This is a genomic window from Myroides sp. N17-2 (assembly GCF_002286775.1).
Classification (GTDB): Bacteria; Bacteroidota; Bacteroidia; order Flavobacteriales; family Flavobacteriaceae; genus Flavobacterium.
Genome location: NZ_NSGJ01000013.1, coordinates 79,467 through 102,928 on the forward strand (window position 1 = coordinate 79,467; position 23,462 = coordinate 102,928).

Sequence of the window (23,462 nt, forward strand, 5' to 3'; positions counted from 1 at the left end):
CCTTAAATGTACAGCATTACAAACTACAAGACAAACAAAAAGTAGGTATAATCATTTTTTCATTGGTTGTAATAGTGTAATTTTGTAGGATATAAAATTTTAAGGTATGATAATTCCAAAAACTCTTGAAGAAATCGAGTTGATGAGACAGAGCGCATTGCTTGTTTCTAAAACATTAGGAATGATAGCTACAGAGCTAAAACCAGGAGTAACAACTTTAGAGCTTGATGCAAAAGCTGAAGAATTTATTAGAGATCACGGAGCAGTACCAGGATTTAAAGGCCTATATGGTTGTCCTTCTACGTTGTTAACTAGTGTGAACGAACAGATTGTACACGGGTTACCTACTAATCGTCCTTTAGAAGAGGGTGATATAGTATCTGTAGATTGTGGTACAGTGATGAACGGATTTTATGGAGATCACGCTTATACATTCGAGATTGGAGATGTAGATCCAGCTACTAAAAAGTTATTACAGATTACAAAAGAATCGCTATACGTAGGTATTAGACAATTCAAATTAGGAAATAGAGTAGAAGACGTAGGTAGTGCTATCCAACGCTTTTGTGAGAAAGAAGGATACACTGTCGTTCGCGAGCTTGTAGGTCACGGATTAGGTACTAAGATGCACGAAGATCCTGAAATGCCTAACTATGGTAAACCAGGTAATGGTAAGAAGTTCGTAGAAGGTATGGTGGTAGCTATAGAGCCTATGATCAACTTAGGTACTCGTAACATCAAACAACTTAATGACGGATGGACTATCGTAACACGTGATGGAAAACCATCTGCACACTTCGAACACGATGTGGCATTAGTGAACGGTAAACCAGAATTACTTTCTACATTCCAATATATCTATCAAGCATTAGGTATCACTAGTAATGAAGAAGATGAGTTTAGAGCTAAAGCATTAGTTCTTTAATCACTCATTCTTATTAATGAAGAAGTTATTCAAAACAATATTGAACATTGTACCTCGACCGATATTGATTCGGTTGAGTTACGTTGTTCGTCCTATTATGGCATGGTACCTTAAGGGGGATACCTTTACGGATCCTATTGATGGAAAGAGTTTTAAAACCTTCTTACCTTATGGATATGCTAAGCAACGCAATAACGTTCTTTCTCCTAGTACACTTTCACTAGAGAGACACCGCCTCTTATGGCTTTATTTACAGCGTGAGACAGACTTCTTTAGTACACCTAAGAAAGTACTGCACTTCGCACCAGAGCAAGCGTTCTATAAGCGCTTCAAGAAACAACCTAATCTAGACTATACTACTACTGACTTAGAATCTCCTTTAGCAGATGTGAAAGCAGATATCTGTAACCTGCCTTTTGCGGATAATAGCTTTGATATGATTCTGTGTAATCACGTCTTAGAGCATATTCCTGATGATACGAAGGCGATGCAAGAGCTGTATCGTATCCTTAGACCTGGTGGTATGGGAATATTTCAGATTCCACAAGATATGTCTAGAGCAGTAACCTTCCAAGATGATTCTATCACAGATCCTAAAGAGCGCACGCTTATCTTCGGTCAGTATGACCACGTACGTGTCTATGGTCGTGACTATTTTGACAAGCTTAGAACTGTCGGGTTTACCGTTATAGAAGAAGACTTTATACACAAACTTACTCCTGAAGAAGTAACTAAATACTGTCTAGCAGAAGGAGAGATTATCCCTGTGTGTTTTAAGTAAATGTTTGTATTCACTGACTGGTTATTATCTTTCTGTATAATTGACTTCATCTAATAAAACACATAATTCCCCTTACCGTCCGTCTTATACTTAATGATTGTCAGAGGTCGTCCTTGTTTTAAAAAATAATAAGTGATAGCAGATATATTCAAGTCTTCCGCATTAGATTCTTTAGATAGAGATATACTTGCGATGTAAGGTGTGATTAGCATATTATCCTTATATCGATGTACCATATAGCTGAAGTTATGTATATGTATTGTGTTGCTTTTTTGAGTAGGATAATAGATGTATAAGTACATCGTATATATCACTGTAGCTATCGATGGATAGAACATATAAGTAAAGAATGCTGTTACTAAACCTACTGCGAAGCTTATTAGTATAGTTGGTATGCCGTATTCAGTAGCTCTAACTATTAGGATATAAGCTATCGAGAACCCCGCAGTGGTAAGTATTACTAAATATTTATAGAGAGGTTTATGTAAGGGTATATTAATTAATCTAGCGGCTTTAAATTTATACAATGCTAGGCTGAATATAAACAAGATTAAAAAGGTATACAGATTAGGAATTCTCAAGGTCATTAGTATAGTAAAGCTTGTTAATAACCAAGTAATACCACCATTTATAGATATACCAATACCTGTAATTATAAGCCCTAAAGAAAGTAAAACCCATCGAGGTGAAGTGATTATATCGTTTAGTTGACCATTAGATAAGTACTCGTATGCTATGATGTAAAGTAAAACTATAATCGCTATGTATAACATCTTATTTACAATCTCATATCTCATTTGACACTAGTTAGGTTAGTAGTATACTGAATAACTGACAAGACTGGCACACCTTATAGTAAATACATCAATAAATGTTTCGATAGTAAAAAAATCTAGTTAGTTTATGTGAATATATACATTTTTTAAAGGGTAATGTGTTTTATTTTTACATATTTAGTTAAAAACATAAAAACAGGCATTGTTTTTGTTTTAAACGTATTTAGTAGAATAGATGTTTCTTCTTAAAAACTCTTTTTCTATCTGTAGACGAATGGTTATCTTCGTACGTATTTAGAAAGATTATGGAGAATAAAAAGATAACAACAGTACTTTTTGATATGGATGGGGTCTTGATAGACTCAGAGGGATTTTGGCAACAAGCAGAAGAGGAAGTATTTACTTCGGTAGGTGCTATATGGGATGAGGAAATTGCACTTCAGACACAAGGGAAGACAACTAGAGCAGTGACAGAAATTTGGTATGAGATGTTTCCTTGGGAGGGCAAAACAATCGAAGAAGTTGAACAGGCTGTCATAGATAGAGTAAAAGAATTAATACGTGCTGAGGGGCAGATTAAAGAAGGGGTATTACAGACTTTAACGTTCTTAAAAGAGAGAGGAATAAAGATAGGATTAGCAACTAATTCGCCTGAGGTATTGATTAATACTGCACTTGAACGTCTTGGGATTCGTGATTTCTTTCAGACAATTGTATCTGTAGAGCACGTGGAGCATGGAAAACCTGCACCAGATGTATATCTAAGAGCGGCGTCTAATCTAGGTAGCTTACCAAGTGAGTGCATTGTTATAGAAGATTCATTTACAGGTGCTACTGCAGGTAAGAATGCAAATATGATCGTCATCGCTATTCCTGATAAAGAGCAGTATAATCAAGAGAGATTTGATATTGCTGACTTTAAATTGAGTAGCATGGTTTTATTAAACGAAAAAATTGTATCTTTTTTGCAGTAATATAAAGGTGGTAGTTTAGCAAAGTTTAAAAATAGTAATTATGCGAAGTAAGATAGTTTTTTTAATCCTATGTTTGATTGGGGTGTTCGGTGTGCAAGCACAGGCACCGCAGAACTTTACAGCGGATTATATCAAGACTGTTGGCTTTATGAGTAACAATAGAGCTGTCAATCCTTTCTTTCAGTTAGGGGATAGTTTTACACTTGAGTTTGATGATTTATATGGGGATGATAGTGATTATTACTACCGGGTTATTGGATATAATTATGATTGGACACCGACTAAATTAAAGCAAATAGAGTATATAGATGGATTAGAGAGACAGCGGATTCTCGGTTATGAAAACTCATTTAATACCCTGCAGAATTATACACATTATAGAATATCTTTACCTACTCCGCGTTATAAAATATTAAAGAGTGGTAACTATGTTTTAGAGATATATAATCAAGATAATGAGGTGGTTATTAGGCGGAAGTTTGTTCTTTATGAGAGTGTAGTGAATGTTCCAATTCAGATCAAGCGAACGCGTAATTTAGATTATATTGAGACGAAACAGAATGTGGAGTTTACAGTGGCCTTAGGAGATGCAGTATATCAGAATCCTATTCAGAATATCAAGATTGCGATATTCCAAAATGGTAGATGGGATTCGTTCTTAAATAATATCAAACCACAGTACACGATGGGTAATGACCTTATCTATAAGTATGAAGAACAAACACAGTTCTGGGCTGGTAATCAGTTTCTGAATTTTGACAATAGTGATATTAAGCAAGTCAATAATATGATAGGTTCTATCACTACAGATAATGGGATTTATAACACTTATCTCTATCCTAATGAAAGTAGGAAGAATAAAGGGTATACATACTTTCCCGATATCAATGGGAGTTTTTATCCGAGAACGATAAATGGCAGAAATGCACAGACTGAGGCAGAGTATAGTTGGGTTTATTTTAGTTATAAACCAGAAGAAGATACACCGAGTGGGTTAGATTATTATGTCACAGGGATGTTTAATGATTATGCTTTGATACCGTCAAATAAGATGATGTATAATGAAGAAAAAGCAACTTATGAACAAACGCTATTAGTCAAACAAGGGTTTACTAACTTTAGTTATACAGTTTTGCATAAAGGTATAGTAAGTCCAGAGTTAGCACCAGATGGTAATTTTGCGTTAACGACTAACAAGTATCAAGTGTTAGTTTATTATCGTGCTAATAATGAGTTATACGATAGAGTAATCGGAATAGGAGAGGCAAGTGCTGAAAATATAGTGTATTAAAAAATGGATATGCTATAATGAGTTAAGAGTTTTAATATTAATGTAGAACAACAAGATGGAAAAGATGATTTCACAAACGACGAAGGGCATTAAGGTAACAGTGAAGACTGATTATGAGGGTAGCTTTTTTAAGTCTAAAAAAGTGTGCTATACATTCTCATACCATATAACGATAGAAAATAATACAGCTAACTATGTGCAAGTAAAAGGGCGCTTATGGGAGATATATGATGCTCTTAATAGTGTGAAAGTAGTGCATGGTGAAGGTGTAGTAGGTGAGCAGCCTATTATAGAACCAGGAGCTAGCTACACATATAGTAGTGGATGTGTGCTTAACTCTCCACTTGGGGCAATGCGTGGATGTTATGAAGTTATGAACATGAGTAATGAAGGTTATTTTAGAGCTGAGATACCTAGTTTTAAACTTTCAGCTCCTTTTGTACTAAACTAAAATAAGAGATTTCTTCGCTTTCATAGGGCGATAATTTATATTTGAGATTTTAAGATACCTATCAAGATGCATCAATGTAACTTGGTAGGTTTTTTTATGCTTGTTTATGAGAGATTTGTCTAAGTAATCATAAAGGTGTGTGTACTTCTTTTTGAAGTTTATCAATATATTGAATTGATTGGGATTAAAAATGATTGAATATTGGTTGAGGAATGGAAGAACAATTGTTCGGATAAAAGGCTGTTTTTAGAGGAAATATGCAGAGATACCTCATGTTTTCAGCAAGGAACTAGAGTTGATGTAATATTCGCTTTATAATCTCTTTAGTCATTAAAAGATTACTGTGGGTTATTTAGAACTATTAGATGGTAGTAACTTTTGCTTGTTCGTTTTAATTATTAAATATAAGATTAGTTAAATAGAGGGTTGATAGTCAGTGTTTTATTTGTGTTAAATGATTGTTTTTAAGAAATAGGTCAAAAGTGTTTCCAATTTTTTTGATTATATTTGTAATTATTCATTTAGAAACTACATAAATTATAAACGTAATATGTCAAAAGGATTCTATCAAGTTCCGACTGCGTACAATGAGCCAGTTAAGTCTTATGCGCCAGGAACAACAGAAAGAGAATTGACTTTGAACTCGTTCAAAGAGCAATACAACACAACAGTTGATATTCCATTATACATTGGTGGAGAAGAAATCAGAACTGGAAACACGAAAGATTTATTCCCTCCATTTGATCACAAACATAAATTAGGTGTTTACCATGAAGCTGATAAAGCTTTAGTAGAGAAAGCGGTAGCTACTGCTTTAGAAGCTAGAACTAAATGGGCTGCTATGCCATGGGAACACAGAGCATCTATCTTCTTAAAAGCTGCTGAATTATTAGCTGGTCCTTACCGTGCTAAGATTAATGCTGCAACAATGATCGCTCAAGCAAAAACATTACACCAAGCTGAGATTGACTCTGCATGTGAGTTTATTGACTTCCTACGTTTTAACGTACAGTATATGACTCAAATCTATTCTGAACAACCAGCTTCTGAGAATGGTATCTGGAACAGATTAGAGCACCGTCCACTAGAAGGATTTATCTATGCGATTACTCCTTTTAACTTTACAGCTATCTCTGGTAACTTACCTTCTGCTCCTGCTATGATGGGGAACGTAGTGGTATGGAAACCAGCTGCAACGCAAATATACTCTGCTAGAGTAATCGTTGAGGTGTTTAAAGAAGCAGGTCTTCCTGATGGTGTTATCAACGTAGTGTATGGTAACTCTGGAATGATCACTGATACTTTATTAGCTAGTCCTGACTTCGCTGGTATTCACTTCACTGGATCTACAGGTGTATTTAACAGTATGTGGGCTCAAATCGGTCAAAACATCAGTAAATACAAAACTTACCCTCGTATCGTAGGTGAGACTGGTGGTAAAGATTTCGTATTAGCTCATCCTTCTGCTAATGCTAAAGAAGTAGCTGTAGCACTTACAAGAGGTTCTTTTGAGTACCAAGGTCAGAAATGTTCTGCTGCATCTAGAGCTTATGTTCCTGCTTCTATGTGGAACCAAGTTAGAGAGTATATGACTGCTGACTTAGCTACTATTAAAATGGGTTCTCCAGAAGATCCTACTAACTATGTGTCTTCAGTTATCTCAGAAGGTTCATTTGATAAATTAGCGAAAGCTATTGATCAAGCGAAAGCTGACGCTGATGCAGAAGTAATCTTAGGTGGTAAATATGATAAATCTGTTGGGTACTTTATCGAACCTACAGTTATCTTAACTACTAATCCTAAGTATACTACTATGGAGACTGAGTTATTCGGACCTGTATTAACTATCTATGTATACGAAGATGCTAAATGGACTGAAACACTTAAATTAGTGGATGAGACTTCTATCTATGCATTAACAGGAGCTATCTTCTCTGGATGTCGTTACGCTATCGTAGAGGCTACAGAAGCATTAGTTAACGCTGCTGGTAACTTCTATATCAATGACAAACCAACAGGTGCAGTAGTAGGTCAACAACCATTCGGTGGAGCAAGAGCTTCTGGTACGAATGATAAAGCGGGTTCTATTTTGAACTTACTTCGTTGGGTATCACCTAGAACGATTAAAGAGACGTTCATTCCTGCTAAGGATTATAAATATCCTTTCTTAGGATAATCAATTATATAAGAAGGCGGTTGCGATATCGTTAACCGCCTTTTTTATTTTACACTCGAATCCAATTCAGTGCTTTTTATTAGGGATGTATGACCGTTATAGATAGACATGATATGCGTCGTCTGGTGATACTACTAAGTAAGAATACACTATTCTATTTTGCTTTTATCTTTTTTCTATAGATGAAAAAAGTCCCTTTTTATTAGGATCGTTTTTTAAAAGAATACCTTTTGTAGGTGTACTTAACTAACGTCTGAGTAAAACTATATTATCTATTTTGCTTTTATTGTTCCTCGTTTATAGAGAGACAATCCTTTGTTATTCTTAAAGTGCTGGGTTATAATTATTAATTATATCTTGATTCTACAATAGCTAATCGCTATAATTAAGCTTTGCTTTATATTCATTAGATGTGACTCTTAGGAGATAGTTCGCTATGTCTATTAGTTACTTATGTCTATGTAATATTATTTATTAGGGCAATATGCTTTGAAGAATCAGGAGTTAAAAAATGTATAACTCATGTTTAAAAAATTACTCGATAACAGATATTTAGTTATCAATCCCCCTGTGTTTATTACGACTATAGTATTAATTGTCGCATTGATACTGACTTGTGTACTCTTTCCTGAGAAGGTCGGAGTGTGGTTTCCAGCTGCTCAGTTAGCAGTAACTTCTAACTTCGGTTGGTTCTTTATTTTGACCGTTAATATTATTTTGATATTTGCGATATACCTTGCATTTAGTAAGTTTGGTAAGATCCGATTGGGAGGAGATGACGCAGAGCCAGAGTTTACTAAAGCCTCTTGGTTCGCTATGCTGTTTAGTACAGGTATGGGAATCGGTATTATGTTCTTTAGTATCGCTGAGCCAGTCTCACATTTCTTTAATACACCACGTGCAGTAGATGGCGATATAGAAGCCGCTGTACAGGCGATGGAATTTACCAGCCTTCACTGGGGACTTCACGCATGGGGTATCTATGCGATGGTAGGATTAGCATTAGCATTCTTTGGTTTTAATCGAAAGTTGCCGATGACTTTTAGGTCGTTATTCTACCCGTTTTGGGGAGAGAAGATACACGGCTGGTGGGGACATATCATTGATATTCTATCTGCATTGGCGACAGTGTTTGGACTTTCTACCTCGTTAGGATTAGGTGTTATTCAGATTACAGCAGGGTTACAGTATATGTACGGCTGGGAGATTACCCCATTTATGCAGGCAGGTATTATCTTGTTTGTGATTAGTATCGCTACAATATCTGTTTTCTCCGGATTAGATAAAGGAGTGAAGTTCCTTAGTAACGCTAATATGTATATAGCAGCAGGATTTATGTTGCTGATTTTTATCTTAGGGCCTACGCTATTTATTATGAAAGGGTATGTGCAGAATACAGGTGCGTACTTAGCTAACTTCATTGATATCAGTACGTGGAACGATACGTATGTTGGCTCAGGCTGGCAGAATGTATGGACTATATTCTATTGGGCATGGTGGATCGCATGGTCTCCATTCGTAGGAAGTTTTATAGCGCGTATTTCTAAAGGGCGTACGGTTAAGGAATTTATCTTAGGAGTACTTATTGTGCCAGGTATGATTACTTTACTATGGATGAATGTATTCGGAGGAAGTGCATTGCACACGATATTATCAGGTGATTTGACTATGATAGCGGCTGTTAAAGCTGATGTGTCTACTGCTTTATTTGTGTTTTTAGAGAACTTCCCTTATAGTAAGTTCTTATCTATTATGGCTATTATATTGATATTCTCATTCTTTATTACTTCGTCAGATTCAGGATCATTAGTTGTGGATAATATTACTTCTGGTAGTAATGGTGAGTCGCCCGTATGGCAGAGAGTTTTTTGGTCTTTTGCGCAGGGTATTATCGCTATCGTATTACTATGGGGTGGAGGGCTTGATGCACTTCAGACTGCCGTGATTATTACTGGATTGCCTTTTGCAGTGATACTTTTGATTATGTGTTATAGCTTACAGAAAGGGTTAAGTGAAGAACTTGCCAAGACGACTAAAAAGGCGAAGTCAAAAGAAGAAAAGAGCTATAAGGACATTATAGCAGAGTTATTAGATGAACCAATAAACAAGTAAGGATGGATAAGAATAAAAAATTAGATGTAGTAGTAGGACTTGACTTGTCGACAATGGATCAATATCTATTGCAATACATGCAAGTCTTAGACCAGATATTAGAGATTAATAAAGTAACTTATATACACAATCTTAAGTTAGGCGAACTGCCTAAGGAGTTGTTACAGCCTGATAGAATAGCGTTAATCAAAGAGAAGATAAAAAACAAGTTGACTCAGTACTTCACAGAAGCGGGAGTGAACTATGACTTTGAGATATTAGTGACAGTAGAGGGATATACAGAGTTAGCATTTATGAATCTGTCTAAGAAAATATCTTATGACTTGCTAGTATTGGGAAACAAGCAAGAGTTGGAAGGAACAGGTGCATTAGCAGATAAACTAGTGCGTATATTTCCGTCAGCAATCTTATTGGTTCCGGATACTTATAAAGTACCCATCACAACTATTATAGATGCGATCGACTTCTCTAAATATACTGTAGATATTATGACTTGGGCTGATCGATTTAAGAATAACTCAAAGGGGCAAAAGATAGAGCATTCTGCTGTACATATTTCTAAGTCATATATGGGATTCTATCCTACGATGACTAATAAAGAATTAGAGAAAATAACTAGAGAAGATATAAAAGAAAAACAAGATAAATGGAATAAGCGATATGCTACTTATTCTGATATAGAGATCGTACCAGCTGGAGAGCGTAATATCTCTGCTTCACTTATCGAGTACGCCCGTAGTAAAGATGCGGATTTGCTGATATTAGGAGTAAAGGGAACAACAGGATTTAAAGAGATATTCTTAGGTAGTGTGGCAAATCACTTGCTACATCGACCTACTCGTACCTGTTTATTATTCGTAAAACAGAGTAAATAGAAATAAATAAGGCTGTCCTCTCGGACAGCCTTATTTATTATGCTTTATATTTAAGCGGTAGGTAAACTACCTTTTTTGTCTCAAAGAATTCATCTGAGAAGATGTTGGCAAGATCAAATTGAACTGCTTTAGGGAAATCCTTTAGTTCTTCTGTAAGATCTCCTCCTTTAAGGTATAAGATCCCATTCTCAAACTCGTGTTTATTCTCTTTCTTCGTTTTGGTTCTAATCCATTCTACGAAGTCAGGCATATTAGTCACCGCTCTACTCACGATAAAGTCAAACTTCTCCTTAATCGTATCGGCACGCTTTTGTTCTGCTTTCACGTTCTTTAATCCTAGAGCATCTACTACTTCATTCACTACGCGTATCTTCTTAGCGATGATGTCTACAAGGTAGAAGTTAGTCTCTGGGTATAAAATAGCTAAGGGAACACCAGGGAATCCTCCACCAGTACCTACGTCTAAAATATTAGCACCAGGTAAGAACTCCATTACTTTAGCGATACCTAAAGAATGCAGTACGTGCTTAGTATACAGTTCGTGAATGTCTTTACGTGAAATAACGTTGATTTTAGCATTCCAATCCGTATATACTTCCTCTAATTTCTCAAATTGAGCTATTTGTTCAGGAGTTAAATTAGGGAAATATTTTAAGATTTCTTCCATATCGTAAATTTTGACAAAAGTAGGCTTTTTATTGGTATTAAATAAAAGAATACATCGATTAATAGAGATATAATAATTATCTTTGGGTTTAAGTTCCATAAAAAACACAACTAGATGAGCAATCAATTTCTATCTAATAGAATAAACAGTTTGACTACTTCACAGACATTAGCAATGGCTGCGAAAGCTAGAGAATTAAAAGAACAAGGCGTAGACGTAATTAGTTTAAGTCTAGGTGAACCTGATTTTAATGCTCCTGAGTTTATCAAAGAAGCTGCTATTCAGGCTGTAAAAGATAATTATAGCAAGTACCCTCCAGTAGAAGGGTATAAAGAATTAAGAGAAGCAATTAGCAAGAAGTTTAAAAGAGATAATAATTTAAATTACTCATCTAGTCAGATAGTTGTATCTACTGGTGCTAAGCAGTCGTTATATAATGTAGCACATGTAATGATTAATCCTGGTGATGAGGTAGTGATACCAGCTCCATATTGGGTTAGTTATGCTGAGATAGTGAAGATGGCGGAGGGTATCCCAGTGGAAGTTCCTACGTCTATAGAGAGTGATTTTAAAATTACTCCAGCGCAATTAGAGGCTGCTATAACACCTAAGACAAAGATGATTTGGTTCTGTTCACCATGTAACCCTAGTGGATCAGTGTACAGCCAAGAGGAGTTTGAGGCTATCGCTAAAGTGTTAGAGAAATATCCTAATGTATTCATCTTATCAGATGAAATCTATGAACATATTAATTTTACGGGAAGTTACTGTAGTATTGGTACTATTGGTAATTTAATAGAGCGCACAATCACTGTCAATGGTATTGCTAAAGCATTCGCTATGACAGGATACCGTATCGGATATATCGGTGCACCTGAGTTTATCGCTAAGGCGTGTACGAAGATGCAAGGACAAGTTACTTCAGGTGCTAATAGTATTGCTCAGAGAGCTACTATTACTGCAGTGGAGGCTGATCCAAGTGTATTAAGTGAGATGGTAGCTGCATTCAAGAATAGAAGAGATTTAGTAGTAGGATTATTAAGAGATATTCCTGGAGTGAAGATTAATGTACCGGAAGGAGCATTCTACGTGTTCCCTGATATGTCTTCTTTTTTTGGTAAAACTTATCAAGGTGTAAAGATTAATGACGCAAATGATTTATCTATGTACTTATTAGATAAAGCACACGTGGCAACAGTAACTGGTGATGCTTTCGGTAATCCAAACTGTATTCGTATGTCTTATGCGACGAGTGAAGATCAGTTAATCGAAGCATTTAAGCGTATTAAAGAAGCATTAGCATAAAATATAAAAGTTAAAAAAGCCTTATTTATAAGGCTTTTTTTGGCTTTATTCCTTATTTTTATATTTCATAAAATTCATTACTGTGGATATATTATTACAAAGTATAGCAAAGCATGTGTCTCTGACTAAAGAAGAGCAACAGATCATATTAGATTCTTTTACGATGACTCGCTATCCAGCGAAGACAAAGCTATTAGAAGCAGGTGAGGTGTGTATTAATTCTTCTTTTGTGTTATCAGGTATCGTGCGTAACTATTGTCTAGATGATCAGGCAGTAGATCATACAATGAGTTTTGCTGCACAAGGTTGGTGGATAGCAGATATGTATAGCTTCTTATCTCAGAAGCCTGGTAATTCTTATTTAGAGGTAGTAGAGGATGCTATAGTAATGACTTTAAGTAGAGATCATCAGTTAGCGTTATTTGATAGAGTACCTAAAATCGAGAGATATTTTAGAATTTTGATAGAGAGATCACTAGTTGCTACTCAGCAACGTTTGATGGACAACCTTACACTACCTGCAGAAGAGCGTTATACCCGCTTCTTAGAACGTTTCCCGGAGATTAAGTATTGTTTACCACAGAAGCAGATAGCATCATATCTAGGGGTTACTCCTGAGTTTTTTAGCAAGATGAAGAAAAAGATGCTTACTGGAAAGTAAGTGAATAAGATTTTAGATAATAGAAAAAAGCCACTCAAAGAAAATGAGTGGCTTTTTTAATACCTTAATCTGTAGATAAGGTTATATGTTAGACTAATGAGTGTCTAGTCATTTCTTCTGGTTGAGGTATTCCAATTAATTTAAGGATAGTCGGAGCTAAATCTCCAAGTACTCCATGGTTTACTTCTTTGATGTCGTTATCTACGATGATAATCGGCACAGGGTTAGTCGTATGAGCTGTATTCGGTGTACCATCAGGGTTAATCATTACTTCACAGTTACCGTGGTCAGCAAGTACGATAGTAGTATATCCATTCTCAAGAGCAGTAGTGATTACTTCTTTTACACATTGATCAACTGCCTCACATGCTTTGATAGCTGCTTCCATAACACCTGTATGTCCCACCATATCTCCATTAGCGAAGTTTAAGCATACGAAGTCTACTTCTCCTTTTTTAAGTTCAGGTATAAGAGCATCCTTAAGATCATAAGCGCTCATCTCTGGTTGTAAGTCATAAGTGGCTACTTTAGGAGATGGGCATAAAATACGTTGCTCACCTTCGAATGGCAATTCTCTACCTCCAGAGAAGAAGAACGTTACGTGAGGATATTTTTCAGTCTCAGCGATACGGATTTGTTTCTTTCCGTGTTTCTCTAATATTTCTCCTAGCGTATTCTCTAAGTTGTCTTTATCGTAGACTACATGTACATTTTTATATGTATCATCATAATTCGTTAGTGTAACGAAGTATAAGTCAAGTTTCTTCATGTCGTGATCTGGATGATCTTCTTGAGATAAGACAGTAGTTAGCTCACGTCCACGGTCAGTACGGAAGTTAAAGAAAATGACAACATCATCCTTCTCGATATTACCCACAGGTTGGTTATTCTCATCTACCATTACGATAGGTTCGATAAACTCATCTGTTACATTATTAAGGTAACTTGCTTCAATGTTTTTTACAGCGTCAGTAGAGTGAATACCTGTTCCGTTTACTAATAAATGGTACGCCTTAGCGATGCGTTCCCAGCGCTTATCTCTATCCATAGCATAGTAACGACCTATAACAGATGCTAATTTAGCAGAAGATGCACTTAATCTATCTTGTAATTGTTGAACATGAGCAGCTCCTGACTTAGGATCTACATCACGTCCATCAGTGAATGCATGTACATAGATGTCTGATAATCCTGCTGTAGTTGCAGCGTTAATCAGTCCATAAAGATGCTGTTCATGAGAGTGTACTCCACCATCAGACAGAAGTCCTAAGAAGTGTACTTTTTTATTGTTTTGTTTTGCATAAGCAAAAGCCTCTTTTAGAGCAGGTTCATTAGCGATAGTGTTTTCTTCTACAGCCATGTTGATTCTAACTAGATCTTGGTATACTATTCTACCAGCACCAAGATTCATGTGTCCTACTTCAGAATTTCCCATTTGTCCTTTAGGGAGTCCTACATTAAGACCATCCGTTAAAACATAAGTATTAGGATATTTAGTATATAAACTATCAATAAATGGAGTATTAGCATGCTCGATGGCTGATACTTTAGGATCTTGTGTTTGACCCCAGCCATCTAAAATCATTAATATTACTTTTTTATTCATAATAGTGATAATTAAAATGTTACGTTGTGATATACAAATTTACGGATAGTTCTATAAAGTTAGGATATTTAAGTATCGAAATAATAGAACATTTTATTAAAAATGATAAAAATTACTTTTTTTATATAATATTTTTTTTAATTTTACGTTCTTGATAAATAGAATTATAGACTATAAATGAGATGATTATATGAAACAAAGGAATTTTTATTGGTTATTTGCCTCAGTGGCTTTTTTTGGAAATGTAGTAGGAAGTAATACTTTACCAATGTCGAATGAATATAATAATATAGTAGAAAAAGTTGCAGATAGCGCAGTAGATTCTAATGAAGACAGTAGTTTTGAGAGTACTGCTAGTAGTTTATATTCTTCTCTTGATTTAAACAGTTTTATAGCACCATCTAGAGATGTGTTCACTAAAGCACTTAAGGGATATTACCAGTTAGCAGAAACTGGAAAGGTTAAGAATGAAAAGTTAACGATAGTAGATTTTAGTTTGTCATCAGCTAAACCGCGTCTATGGGTTATAGATATGAAAGAGAATACTATTTTACTACAATCATTAGTTGCTCATGGTAAGAAAACAGGTGAAGAGTACGCAACTACTTTTTCTAATCGTATCAACTCGCATATGAGTAGTTTAGGTTTTTATACTACTGGTGAGACTTATACAGGAAGAAATGGTTTTTCATTAAGATTAGATGGATTAGAGGCGGGTATAAATGATAAAGCTAGAGAAAGAGCTATTGTTATACATGGAGCCGATTATGCTTCCCCAGATTTAGTTCGTTCACAAGGTAAGCTTGGGCGTAGTTATGGCTGTCCAGCTGTACCTTTTGCAGTCAATGAAGAGTTAATAGATATGATAAAAGATAAGTCCTTATTGTTTATTTATTACCCAAGCAACCAATACTTGAATAATTCGAAGATTGTATAGAAGATATAAGATTATAAAACAATAACGCCCGTAAGATTAGTTCTTACGGGCGTTATTGTTTTTATGTAGTTTAGAGTTATTGTAGTTTTTTATAAAGATCACTATCATAGCCGTAAACATCTCCGATTATTGTAGTCTTTCCTTTTGGCTCTACTTGTAATGTCCAGTAAAGTTGGTGAATACCAATCTGTGTTTTACTTGTAGATATGTTCTTTGTATTTTGAGAGTCTAAGATTTTAGTAATCTCTTCTTTCGTAATTTCATTCTCTTGTACATCGAATATAAACTGAGCTAAATCAAAAGGGTCTTCTACTCTGATACAACCTGAACTCAAGTTACGCTGTGCTTTTGCGAAGTTAGTTTTGTTAGGAGTATCATGTAAGTATACTGCGTGATTATTATCAAACATAAACTTGATTCTACCTAGGGTATTTCCTACTCCTGCTTTCTGTACGTATCTATACGAAGAAGCTTTGCTTGAATCCCAATTCTCAGCTGATACGACCTTACCTGTACTCTTATCATAAATAGTAAACCTAGCATTAGCAAAATACCCTCTGTTAGCGGATGCTTTAGGAGTTAAGTCATTCTTTAGGATTGTAGGAGGTACTGTCCATGTAGGATTTATCACCACAGTCTTAAGTACAGATGTTAGGATAGGAGTCTTACGAGCATTCTTTCCCACAACTACTTTATGTTGTTTAATCGTATCACCATCTTTAACTGCTACCAAGCTAAAATCTGCAATATTAACTAAGATATAGTTTTCACCTAAATCTCGAGGGAACCATCTCCATCGCTCTAAGTTCACTATTAGCTTCTCTTTAATATTGGTTTCTTCTTTTAGAATAGCATCTACTGTCTTTTTATCAACTACACCATTTTCTATAAGTTTGCTTTTCTTTTGAAGCTTTTTAATAGAAGTGATAACCATTTGGTCATTTATAAAATCAGCAGGTAAGCTATCAGGATAATAATTAATAAATCTCAAGTGCTTCTTGATGTTTACTAACTCCGGTATAGTATCATTAATCTTATGCTGTGTGCCTGATACCGCCTTAATAGTATCTTGATTAAGAATATAATATTCTTTCAACTTTCTTCTTAAGTCAGTATACATCTTATTAGGTGATCTTAGGCTATCAAAAGACTCATTAATACCTTCTCTATTAAGAGCAAGCTGCATAGTCGAGCTAGTATTAATCTCTTTTGGGAACATATCCCAATCATTGTATAATTTTCTAGGATTAAGCACTCCATTATACAAATCGTTACTCGCTTTAAAGTACGCCTTCGTAAATAAGAAGTCTGCTTCTATTTTATCTTTATCAGTTAGTTTTTGGTAATTGTCGTGATAGTTGTGAATATCAGAAGTATTATACTTCTTGTTATTTATACCATCTAAGTATGCCTCGTCTAAAGCTTTTAATAATTGCTCACGATTAATACTGTTACTCCATCCCACTTGATAAAGATTTTCTACATAGTATTTTTGAATTTCCTTTGGAAGACTTGCTATAGCTAAAGAGTCTATATGTAACAAGTTTTCATCTTCGACAGCTGTTACGCTAATACTATCATTAAGTATTAAAGTTTGCGCATAAGCATTGAATTTCTTACAAGAAGTAAGTGTTAGTACGGTCAAAAAACTGAGGATCAGCTGTTTCATTTTTCATTTATTATAACACAAATTTAATATTTTGATATGAATATTTAATCATTTTATATAAAATTATTTGATTGTCTTATGTTTACTGTGTCGTGAGGTGGACTATGTGCTATTTTTAAAGTGGACTAGCTGTTGTGAGGGGATTAGAAATAATTTTGCATTAAATAATATATTTAATATGAAGAATAGTTATGTACTCTTAGCGATGTTAGGAACCTCTCTTTTTACTTATGCACAAGAGGGCGTGAAGGGAGAAGAACCAATTAAAGATAAGATGGAAGAGATCGTTATCTATAATCAGAGACTTCAGTTGCCTAGCTCATTAAAGAATAGAAATATAACTTTCATTAATAAAGAACAGATAAAGCAGTTGCCCGTATCTTCTATCAATGAATTATTAAGTTACGCTACAGGAGTGGATATCCGTCAGCGCGGACCATTTGGTACACAGACAGACTTTAGTATAGATGGAGGCAGTTTTGAACAGAATGTACTGTTACTTAATGGGCAGAAAATATCAGATCCACAGACAGGGCACAATAGTCTTAATGTACCTATTCCATTAGAAGCTATTGAGCGTATTGAGATTGTAAGAGGTCCTTCTGCACGTCTATACGGAGTGAATAGCTTAACTGGTGTGGTAAACATCGTGACGCGTAACCCTAAGCAAGATGGGTTGTTCGCTAATACCTATATAGGTTCTAGTTTTAAAAAGGACAAGGATGGAGATCATGGCGAACTATATAATAATAGAGGTGTACAATTAGGAGGAACATTAGTGCGTAAGAAAGATAATCACATGCTTTTTGGTAGTCATGATTCTGGTAATGGAACGCGATATAATACAGCTTATCACAATAATAAAATATTCTATCAGGGGAACTATATTCCCAATGAGAATAATGCTATTATGGTGTTAGCAGGGCATGCACGTAGCTCGTTTGGAGCGAATGGATTCTATGCAGCACCTGGAGATAAAGAATCAAAGGAAGTAGTGTCAACTTCAATGCTAAACATTAGTTCACGTCATTATTTAAATGATCGGTTTACATTAATGCCAAGTGTAGCTTACCGATATAACTTTGATGATTATAGATACTTTAGGAACAATCTGAGCAAAGCTCGTAGTAGACATTATTCTCACGCGATTACTGCCAACTTAAGAGGAGAGTATCTAACGGACTTCGCTAAATTGGCATTTGGTGGGGAGATGAGATACGAAGAGATTAACTCTACAAATATCGGGGATCACAGTAAGAGTAACTATGGATTATATGCAGAAATGCAAAAGGAGTTTTTTGATAGACTAGATGTGAATGTAGGTGCTTATGTAAATTATAATACTAAATACGGTTGGGAAGTATTCCCTGGAATAGATGCTAGTTATACATTTAATGAACATTGGAAAGCAGTGTTTAACGCAGGTACAGCAAGTAGAATTCCATCATTCACTGATCTTTACTTAGATCAACGTCCTGGAAATATCGGAAATCCTGATTTACTACCTGAGAAAGCATATCAGATTGAGTTCGGTGGAAAGTATGTAAATAAAGGATTTAGAGCAGAAGCATTTGCTTTCTACAGAGATATCAACGATTTTATTGATTGGATTAGAGTAGATGTTACAGTGCCATATCAACCCTATAATGCATCAAAGAATAAAACAAAAGGTTTTAATACTGCATTAAAGTATAAATTAGGAACTCAAAATAAATATTGGGACTTAGGGTTGTCTTATACTTATTTATCGCCTAAAGTAGAGAATAATGATGCAGCTAAGATATCTAAGTATGCGATAGAGAGTCTAAAGCATCAGGTAGTGGGAACTGTAAATTATACATATAATCAATTTAGCACAACCCTAGCGAATCGCTTTAATGAGCGTATTAGTTATAAGAGTTATTGGATTACAGACCTTAGAGTGAATTATAATTTGAAGAAATACAATGTGTACTTAGATGCACAGAATATATTTGATACGACATATATAGAGGCAGGAGCAGTGCCGATGCCTGGTAGATGGTTTATGTTAGGTCTTAAATATAATGGACTATAACATTGGTTAGTTGGTTACTTTGATAAGATCGTGTCAAGGAATAGTTGGGGCTTTTTACTTGACTTAGATTCTGATCTATTATTACTTAAATCTAGTATAAATGGGTTAAAACAAAAAACGGTAGACCTTTGTACAGTCTACCGTTTTTTTTTATCCCAGAATAAGTAATAGACATATAAACGAAAAGTAATTATACAAAATAACTCTAAGTTAGTGATTAAAGCATACTATAGTATGGTTTTAGAACTAATGAAAGAGCTATGAAGCGGAATTGCTTTGTAATATTTAGCTAATGCTTATTCTAGGATTATATCTTTAGTTGGCTACTTTCGTGCCTTTTTTGTCAATTGTAAAAGATTGGAATCTTACCTCTACTTGAGCTTGTCCATCTTCAAAATTACTAGCATAGTCATATTGAAACGGGATGATTACCTTTCCTTTGTGATCTATATACCCAAATAATTGGTCTTTAGATGCTAGGGCTAATCCATCCGAAAAACTTCCTACAAAGTCATAGATGGCAGGTATCACCTTTTTTCCTTCTGTATTAAAGAATCCCCATTTACCACCTTCATAGAATGCTATTTTATATTCACTACTAGTCTGAAGTTCTTCATAAGCAAAAGGGACTACTATGTCACCTTTATCATTAATAGCTCCTTGAAAGTCATCAACAGAGACAATAGAAACTCCTTCGATAAATGATTCTATCTGAAAAAATAAAGGTTCAATATAGACTTCATTTTTGCTATTCTTGATTCCAAATAGCTCTAGCTTCTTATCTTGATACCATCTTAAGTTGTTTTGGAACTTAAAATCAGGATCATTCTTTAGGTCAATATAAACGGTGTCAAGTTTTACAATTTCTTCTAATTGTAAATTGAGATTAGATAAGAGACTTCTAGAAGCCCAACTAGATGTGCAACTCATTCCCACAAAGAGACTTATTGCTAATATTTGTTTCATTCTATTAGTAAATTAACATGCTATAATTGCGATGCAAATGTATTGGTTTTGCAATTAGTAATGTTATAATTTTTACATTTTTTTACGGATGGTTGTTGCACCTGCTTGTGCCTTTGGAAATACCGTAATATCAGCCACTTGCATATGCTCGGGCGAGTTGATTATATACGCAATAGCGCTTGCTATATCTTCAGCTACTAATGGTGTATATCCTTTATATACATTAGAAGCTTTATCACTGTCTCCTTTAAAGCGAATTAGCGAAAAATCTGTCTCCACTGCACCGGGTGCTACGTTAGTTACTTTTATCCCCTCAGATAGCAGATCATATCTAAGGCCTTTAGAGAATGCCTCTACAGCTGCCTTAGATGCACAGTAGATTGTTCCGTTTTGATAAGCTTCTTTTCCTGCGATAGATGATAAGTTCACTATATGCCCACTGTCTTTACCCATCATAAGGGGCAGTACAGCTTTAGTCACATAAATTATCCCCATAACATTGATGTTTATCATTGCTTCTAGATCATCCATATTAGCCTCTTGAAATGTAGCTAACCCATGTGCATTACCAGCATTGTTTACTAATACATCTACTGATTGCCAAGAAATGGGTAAGCTAGCTATCGCATCGAATGTCCCTTTCTTATCACTAACATCAAATGTAAGTGTTATTACTTCCGTTATTTTAGAAAGTTCTACTTCGATAGCAGCTAGATTTGCAGTATTTCTACCACATAAGATTAATCTGTGATTAGGTGCTAATGCCTGTGCAGTAGCTTTACCGATCCCTGAAGTGGCACCAGTGATTAAGGCTGTTTTCATATTGTTTTGTGTGTGTTGTTTATAATACTGTCTGTTTAAGACCTTGCATAATACAAAGCCAAAGATAGTTGAAAAAAGACTTCTCTTGAGCTCTCTCAACTGTTTTGATATTCACTGTTTTTACCTCGTCTTTTGTGCTTTTTCGGATTAATATATTCCCTACAGCAGAGAGGAACTTCTTCTTACTCTGTCCATCTTTTTTGTAAATAGTTACTCGTAGATCTTCATACTTCATACCATAGGTGCCTGTAGCTGAACGGTTATTTCCTGAGAAATTGAACGTTACTAAGCTAATGCTACCTTGAGTGGATGCCTTGACATATGGCTGTAAGAAAGGTTGCATAGAGTTCGCAGGGAAGTTTGTAATCTTACCTTGTATATTAAACTGATCGCTCTTATTCAGTACATTGAATGTCCAGTCTACTCGTAGTGGCGCTGCATTCATAAATTTCGCATTAACGGCAATGGAAGTAGTAGGAACTTTAGTCTGTCCGTATCCACTGTATACATTTTTTATAGTAGCATTAAAGTTGTGAAACATAATCTTACCAGGTGCGACAGCATTCTTATCTGTCTCTTCATAGATCAATTTAGAGTTTTTAATCGCTACAGTATTTACCTGTAGACCAAACTTTATATCGCGAAGTTTTTTGCTAAACATAGGTTTGGTACTCATATTAAACGTAGGCGCTTTATCTCTAAAGATATTTGCGTCTAGTTGATTGATGTTTACTAATTCTGTTTTAAACATTAGTACCCCTGCTTTATCGAAGTTCCACGAGTAGTCTTTTAGCGTGATTTCCTTTGCATTTAATGTAAAGATATCGTCCGCATATCTAAACATACTCACTGTCTTTTTGCGTGTGTGCTTAGGCTTCATCACGAAGTTAGACAATTTAAGGTCTTTATTATCTATCAGAAGATTACTCGCTGTGATATCATAGTATTTATGTGTATCATATTTTATCGCGCCAGTAGAGAACTTTGTCTTGCCATAAGCAAAGGGAATTTTCTGTGAAGATGTTATGTTAGTAATCCCTATATCTAATATCACAGAATTTACATCACTAATGTTTAGACTAGGTGTTTTTTTATCTCTTTCTTGTAGTGCAAATGAACCTTTATTCACCACTAATGAATCTAAAGTGATATGATCCATCAGTAATTTCTTTATTTGCTTAGGCTTCTTCTGAATGTGGTTAGGCATAAAGGTGATGATAGGAGACTCTATCAGTATCTTAGATACACTTAGTTTTTCATCTACTTTGTTAGTCACCTTACTGATATGGATATTCATCTTTTCCGTTTTCCAAGTATCTAATGCATCTAGCGAAAGTTTATTAATCTTAATGTCTCCTATATGCAAATCAAAAGGGACTAATGTAGGAATGGTGTCTTGTATTACTACAGCAGCAATAGTTTTGTTCTTTTTGCCTTTTTTCTTGTTTTTAGCAGGTTGTTGTTCTGCTACGATAATGTCTTCTTTATGCTTGTTATTCTTTATTTGTATAGCAGTAGAGTCTGTTTCTATAGAAGCTATCTGTAAGAAGAAGTCTTTCTCATTCTTATATCCCCAGTCAGTTCCCTTTAGTTTTAGACGTGGGATCTCTACAGTTAGTAGATTCTTCTCTAGCCCAGGAGTAGTTAGTGTTTTATTAAATGGTTTAACAGACAGTTGACTTACTTCTAATTCGGTAGGAGCGATAGTTATTTTTCCTAATGTTAGCTTATGCCAATCATTTAACTTGTTATATATCGAGTCACAACTCAATGAATAGGTCTCATACCCAAAAGGTATTGCTTTCTCTTTTACTTCTTGATCGAAGTGTACTCCCTTTATTGTTGCATTAAAGTTATAAACTTCGTTTAGACGTATGTGACTAGCTCTGTTTTTAATAAGTATATGTGCTTTCTCTACTATGATAGAAGATATATCCACATTATTAGTGATGTCTACTTTGGGTTGATTGTCTATAATGCTATCCCCTTGTATAACTGTGATATTAGGTGATACAAACTTTATCTTATTCGCGCGAAGATTTTTTGTTTTTAATAGCTCTCTCATGGCTACTCCTTGTATGATTATCTCATCGAGAGAACCCTTGATATAAGTAGTGTTCTTATGTGATATTGTATCTTTAGGAGTGATTGTGATTCCTGAGATGCTTAGTCTTCTTAAAGCAGGAGAATACTCTATATCTTCATAAGTGAAGTTATAAGGCGTAGTGTTCTTGTCCGCGATTAACTCAGGAAGTTGTGTGTATATAAAACGATTTAGCGCATACTTACCTCCTTGATAAAGACCAAAAATGATCAGTATAGTTAGCAAGAGTCTTTTTATTCGTTTAGATATTTTCATTATAAAAAAAGATAAATTAATACTGAAATATACTAATTTATCTTCTTTCTGTC

At 35.0% G+C, this 23,462-nt stretch carries 19 protein-coding genes; 12 read left to right on the top strand and 7 right to left on the bottom strand.

Features of this window, described 5'->3' with window-relative positions:
- The first annotated feature begins 106 nt into the window (after window positions 1–106).
- Together map and CF599_RS07480 are read left to right on the top strand one after the other, a co-directional pair.
- Entirely contained in the window at window positions 107–925 is an 819-nt protein-coding gene (gene map / locus CF599_RS07475; protein WP_121965417.1) for a type I methionyl aminopeptidase, read from the top strand.
- A 16-nt stretch (window positions 926–941) separates the two neighbouring features.
- Window positions 942–1,706 (top strand): class I SAM-dependent methyltransferase, encoded by a 765-nt coding sequence (locus CF599_RS07480; RefSeq protein ID WP_121965418.1) that lies wholly within the window; start codon window positions 942–944, stop codon window positions 1,704–1,706.
- Window positions 1,707–1,756: 50 nt separating this feature from the next.
- On the opposite strand, the gene CF599_RS07485 is transcribed toward CF599_RS07480, so the two are convergent.
- A complete protein-coding gene (locus tag CF599_RS07485; RefSeq protein WP_121965419.1) occupies window positions 1,757–2,503 on the bottom strand; it encodes a hypothetical protein in 747 nt (248 codons plus the stop codon).
- Window positions 2,504–2,787: 284 nt separating this feature from the next.
- Here CF599_RS07485 and hxpB point away from each other — a divergent pair, with 284 nt between their 5' ends.
- The 6 genes from hxpB to CF599_RS07515 all read left to right on the top strand — a co-directional run bounded on the left by hxpB (window position 2,788) and on the right by CF599_RS07515 (window position 10,361).
- The gene (gene hxpB / locus CF599_RS07490; protein WP_121965420.1) at window positions 2,788–3,456 is read left to right on the top strand and encodes a hexitol phosphatase HxpB; all 669 of its coding nucleotides are present in this window, start codon (window positions 2,788–2,790) and stop codon (window positions 3,454–3,456) included.
- Between the two features lie 40 nt (window positions 3,457–3,496).
- Window positions 3,497–4,747, top strand: a complete 1,251-nt coding sequence (locus CF599_RS07495; protein WP_121965421.1) for a DUF5103 domain-containing protein — start codon at window positions 3,497–3,499, stop codon at window positions 4,745–4,747.
- Window positions 4,748–4,802: 55 nt separating this feature from the next.
- Window positions 4,803–5,198: a Co2+/Mg2+ efflux protein ApaG gene (gene apaG / locus CF599_RS07500; protein ID WP_121965422.1), complete on the top strand. Its 396-nt coding sequence runs from the start codon at window positions 4,803–4,805 to the stop codon at window positions 5,196–5,198.
- 550 nt (window positions 5,199–5,748) lie between these two features.
- Entirely contained in the window at window positions 5,749–7,374 is a 1,626-nt protein-coding gene (gene pruA / locus CF599_RS07505) for an L-glutamate gamma-semialdehyde dehydrogenase (protein ID WP_121965423.1), read from the top strand.
- A 522-nt stretch (window positions 7,375–7,896) separates the two neighbouring features.
- Window positions 7,897–9,486, top strand: coding sequence for a BCCT family transporter (locus tag CF599_RS07510; RefSeq protein WP_121965424.1), 1,590 nt, complete (start codon window positions 7,897–7,899; stop codon window positions 9,484–9,486).
- Between the two features lie 2 nt (window positions 9,487–9,488).
- On the top strand, window positions 9,489–10,361 hold the full coding sequence (locus tag CF599_RS07515; protein ID WP_121965425.1) for a universal stress protein: 873 nt from the start codon (window positions 9,489–9,491) through the stop codon (window positions 10,359–10,361).
- 37 nt (window positions 10,362–10,398) lie between these two features.
- Here the strand turns inward: CF599_RS07515 and rsmG are convergent, their stop codons facing one another.
- The gene (gene rsmG / locus CF599_RS07520; protein WP_121965426.1) at window positions 10,399–11,028 is read right to left on the bottom strand and encodes a 16S rRNA (guanine(527)-N(7))-methyltransferase RsmG; all 630 of its coding nucleotides are present in this window, start codon (window positions 11,026–11,028) and stop codon (window positions 10,399–10,401) included.
- Between the two features lie 114 nt (window positions 11,029–11,142).
- Between rsmG and CF599_RS07525 the strand changes: the two genes are divergently transcribed.
- Both CF599_RS07525 and CF599_RS07530 read left to right on the top strand, forming a co-directional pair.
- Complete coding sequence (locus CF599_RS07525) at window positions 11,143–12,333, top strand: pyridoxal phosphate-dependent aminotransferase (RefSeq protein ID WP_121965427.1); 1,191 nt, start codon at window positions 11,143–11,145, stop codon at window positions 12,331–12,333.
- An 82-nt stretch (window positions 12,334–12,415) separates the two neighbouring features.
- Entirely contained in the window at window positions 12,416–12,994 is a 579-nt protein-coding gene (locus tag CF599_RS07530) for a Crp/Fnr family transcriptional regulator (RefSeq protein ID WP_121965428.1), read from the top strand.
- Window positions 12,995–13,082: 88 nt separating this feature from the next.
- On the opposite strand, the gene gpmI is transcribed toward CF599_RS07530, so the two are convergent.
- The gene (gene gpmI, locus CF599_RS07535; RefSeq protein WP_121965429.1) at window positions 13,083–14,600 is read right to left on the bottom strand and encodes a 2,3-bisphosphoglycerate-independent phosphoglycerate mutase; all 1,518 of its coding nucleotides are present in this window, start codon (window positions 14,598–14,600) and stop codon (window positions 13,083–13,085) included.
- Between the two features lie 190 nt (window positions 14,601–14,790).
- Between gpmI and CF599_RS07540 the strand changes: the two genes are divergently transcribed.
- Window positions 14,791–15,537, top strand: coding sequence for a murein L,D-transpeptidase catalytic domain family protein (locus CF599_RS07540; protein WP_121965430.1), 747 nt, complete (start codon window positions 14,791–14,793; stop codon window positions 15,535–15,537).
- Window positions 15,538–15,613: 76 nt separating this feature from the next.
- Here CF599_RS07540 and CF599_RS07545 read toward each other — a convergent pair whose 3' ends face one another.
- Entirely contained in the window at window positions 15,614–17,206 is a 1,593-nt protein-coding gene (locus CF599_RS07545) for a murein L,D-transpeptidase (RefSeq protein WP_121965431.1), read from the bottom strand.
- A gap of 178 nt (window positions 17,207–17,384) precedes the next feature.
- Here CF599_RS07545 and CF599_RS07550 point away from each other — a divergent pair, with 178 nt between their 5' ends.
- The gene (locus tag CF599_RS07550) at window positions 17,385–19,262 is read left to right on the top strand and encodes a TonB-dependent siderophore receptor (RefSeq protein WP_121965432.1); all 1,878 of its coding nucleotides are present in this window, start codon (window positions 17,385–17,387) and stop codon (window positions 19,260–19,262) included.
- A 315-nt stretch (window positions 19,263–19,577) separates the two neighbouring features.
- Here the strand turns inward: CF599_RS07550 and CF599_RS07560 are convergent, their stop codons facing one another.
- The 3 genes from CF599_RS07560 to CF599_RS07570 form a co-directional block, all read right to left on the bottom strand.
- Window positions 19,578–20,228: a WG repeat-containing protein gene (locus CF599_RS07560; RefSeq protein WP_121965433.1), complete on the bottom strand. Its 651-nt coding sequence runs from the start codon at window positions 20,226–20,228 to the stop codon at window positions 19,578–19,580.
- Window positions 20,229–20,300: 72 nt separating this feature from the next.
- Window positions 20,301–21,050, bottom strand: coding sequence for an SDR family NAD(P)-dependent oxidoreductase (locus tag CF599_RS07565; protein WP_121965434.1), 750 nt, complete (start codon window positions 21,048–21,050; stop codon window positions 20,301–20,303).
- 19 nt (window positions 21,051–21,069) lie between these two features.
- The gene (locus tag CF599_RS07570) at window positions 21,070–23,409 is read right to left on the bottom strand and encodes a DUF748 domain-containing protein (protein WP_121965435.1); all 2,340 of its coding nucleotides are present in this window, start codon (window positions 23,407–23,409) and stop codon (window positions 21,070–21,072) included.
- Window positions 23,410–23,462 lie beyond the last annotated feature (53 nt).

What these genes read in the sequence shown, in the direction of transcription:
- CF599_RS07565 (WP_121965434.1), bottom strand. Translation starts at nt 21,050, where the DNA reads ATGAAAACAGCCTTAATCACTGGTGCCACTTCAGGGATCGGTAAAGCT.
- hxpB (WP_121965420.1), top strand. Translation starts at nt 2,788, where the DNA reads ATGGAGAATAAAAAGATAACAACAGTACTTTTTGATATGGATGGGGTC.
- CF599_RS07515 (WP_121965425.1), top strand. Translation starts at nt 9,489, where the DNA reads ATGGATAAGAATAAAAAATTAGATGTAGTAGTAGGACTTGACTTGTCG.
- CF599_RS07560 (WP_121965433.1), bottom strand. Translation starts at nt 20,228, where the DNA reads ATGAAACAAATATTAGCAATAAGTCTCTTTGTGGGAATGAGTTGCACA.
- CF599_RS07540 (WP_121965430.1), top strand. Translation starts at nt 14,791, where the DNA reads ATGAAACAAAGGAATTTTTATTGGTTATTTGCCTCAGTGGCTTTTTTT.
- CF599_RS07525 (WP_121965427.1), top strand. Translation starts at nt 11,143, where the DNA reads ATGAGCAATCAATTTCTATCTAATAGAATAAACAGTTTGACTACTTCA.
- CF599_RS07545 (WP_121965431.1), bottom strand. Translation starts at nt 17,206, where the DNA reads ATGAAACAGCTGATCCTCAGTTTTTTGACCGTACTAACACTTACTTCT.
- CF599_RS07480 (WP_121965418.1), top strand. Translation starts at nt 942, where the DNA reads ATGAAGAAGTTATTCAAAACAATATTGAACATTGTACCTCGACCGATA.
- map (WP_121965417.1), top strand. Translation starts at nt 107, where the DNA reads ATGATAATTCCAAAAACTCTTGAAGAAATCGAGTTGATGAGACAGAGC.
- apaG (WP_121965422.1), top strand. Translation starts at nt 4,803, where the DNA reads ATGGAAAAGATGATTTCACAAACGACGAAGGGCATTAAGGTAACAGTG.
- pruA (WP_121965423.1), top strand. Translation starts at nt 5,749, where the DNA reads ATGTCAAAAGGATTCTATCAAGTTCCGACTGCGTACAATGAGCCAGTT.
- CF599_RS07570 (WP_121965435.1), bottom strand. Translation starts at nt 23,409, where the DNA reads ATGAAAATATCTAAACGAATAAAAAGACTCTTGCTAACTATACTGATC.
- gpmI (WP_121965429.1), bottom strand. Translation starts at nt 14,600, where the DNA reads ATGAATAAAAAAGTAATATTAATGATTTTAGATGGCTGGGGTCAAACA.
- rsmG (WP_121965426.1), bottom strand. Translation starts at nt 11,028, where the DNA reads ATGGAAGAAATCTTAAAATATTTCCCTAATTTAACTCCTGAACAAATA.
- CF599_RS07495 (WP_121965421.1), top strand. Translation starts at nt 3,497, where the DNA reads ATGCGAAGTAAGATAGTTTTTTTAATCCTATGTTTGATTGGGGTGTTC.
- CF599_RS07550 (WP_121965432.1), top strand. Translation starts at nt 17,385, where the DNA reads ATGAAGAATAGTTATGTACTCTTAGCGATGTTAGGAACCTCTCTTTTT.
- CF599_RS07485 (WP_121965419.1), bottom strand. Translation starts at nt 2,503, where the DNA reads ATGAGATATGAGATTGTAAATAAGATGTTATACATAGCGATTATAGTT.
- CF599_RS07510 (WP_121965424.1), top strand. Translation starts at nt 7,897, where the DNA reads ATGTTTAAAAAATTACTCGATAACAGATATTTAGTTATCAATCCCCCT.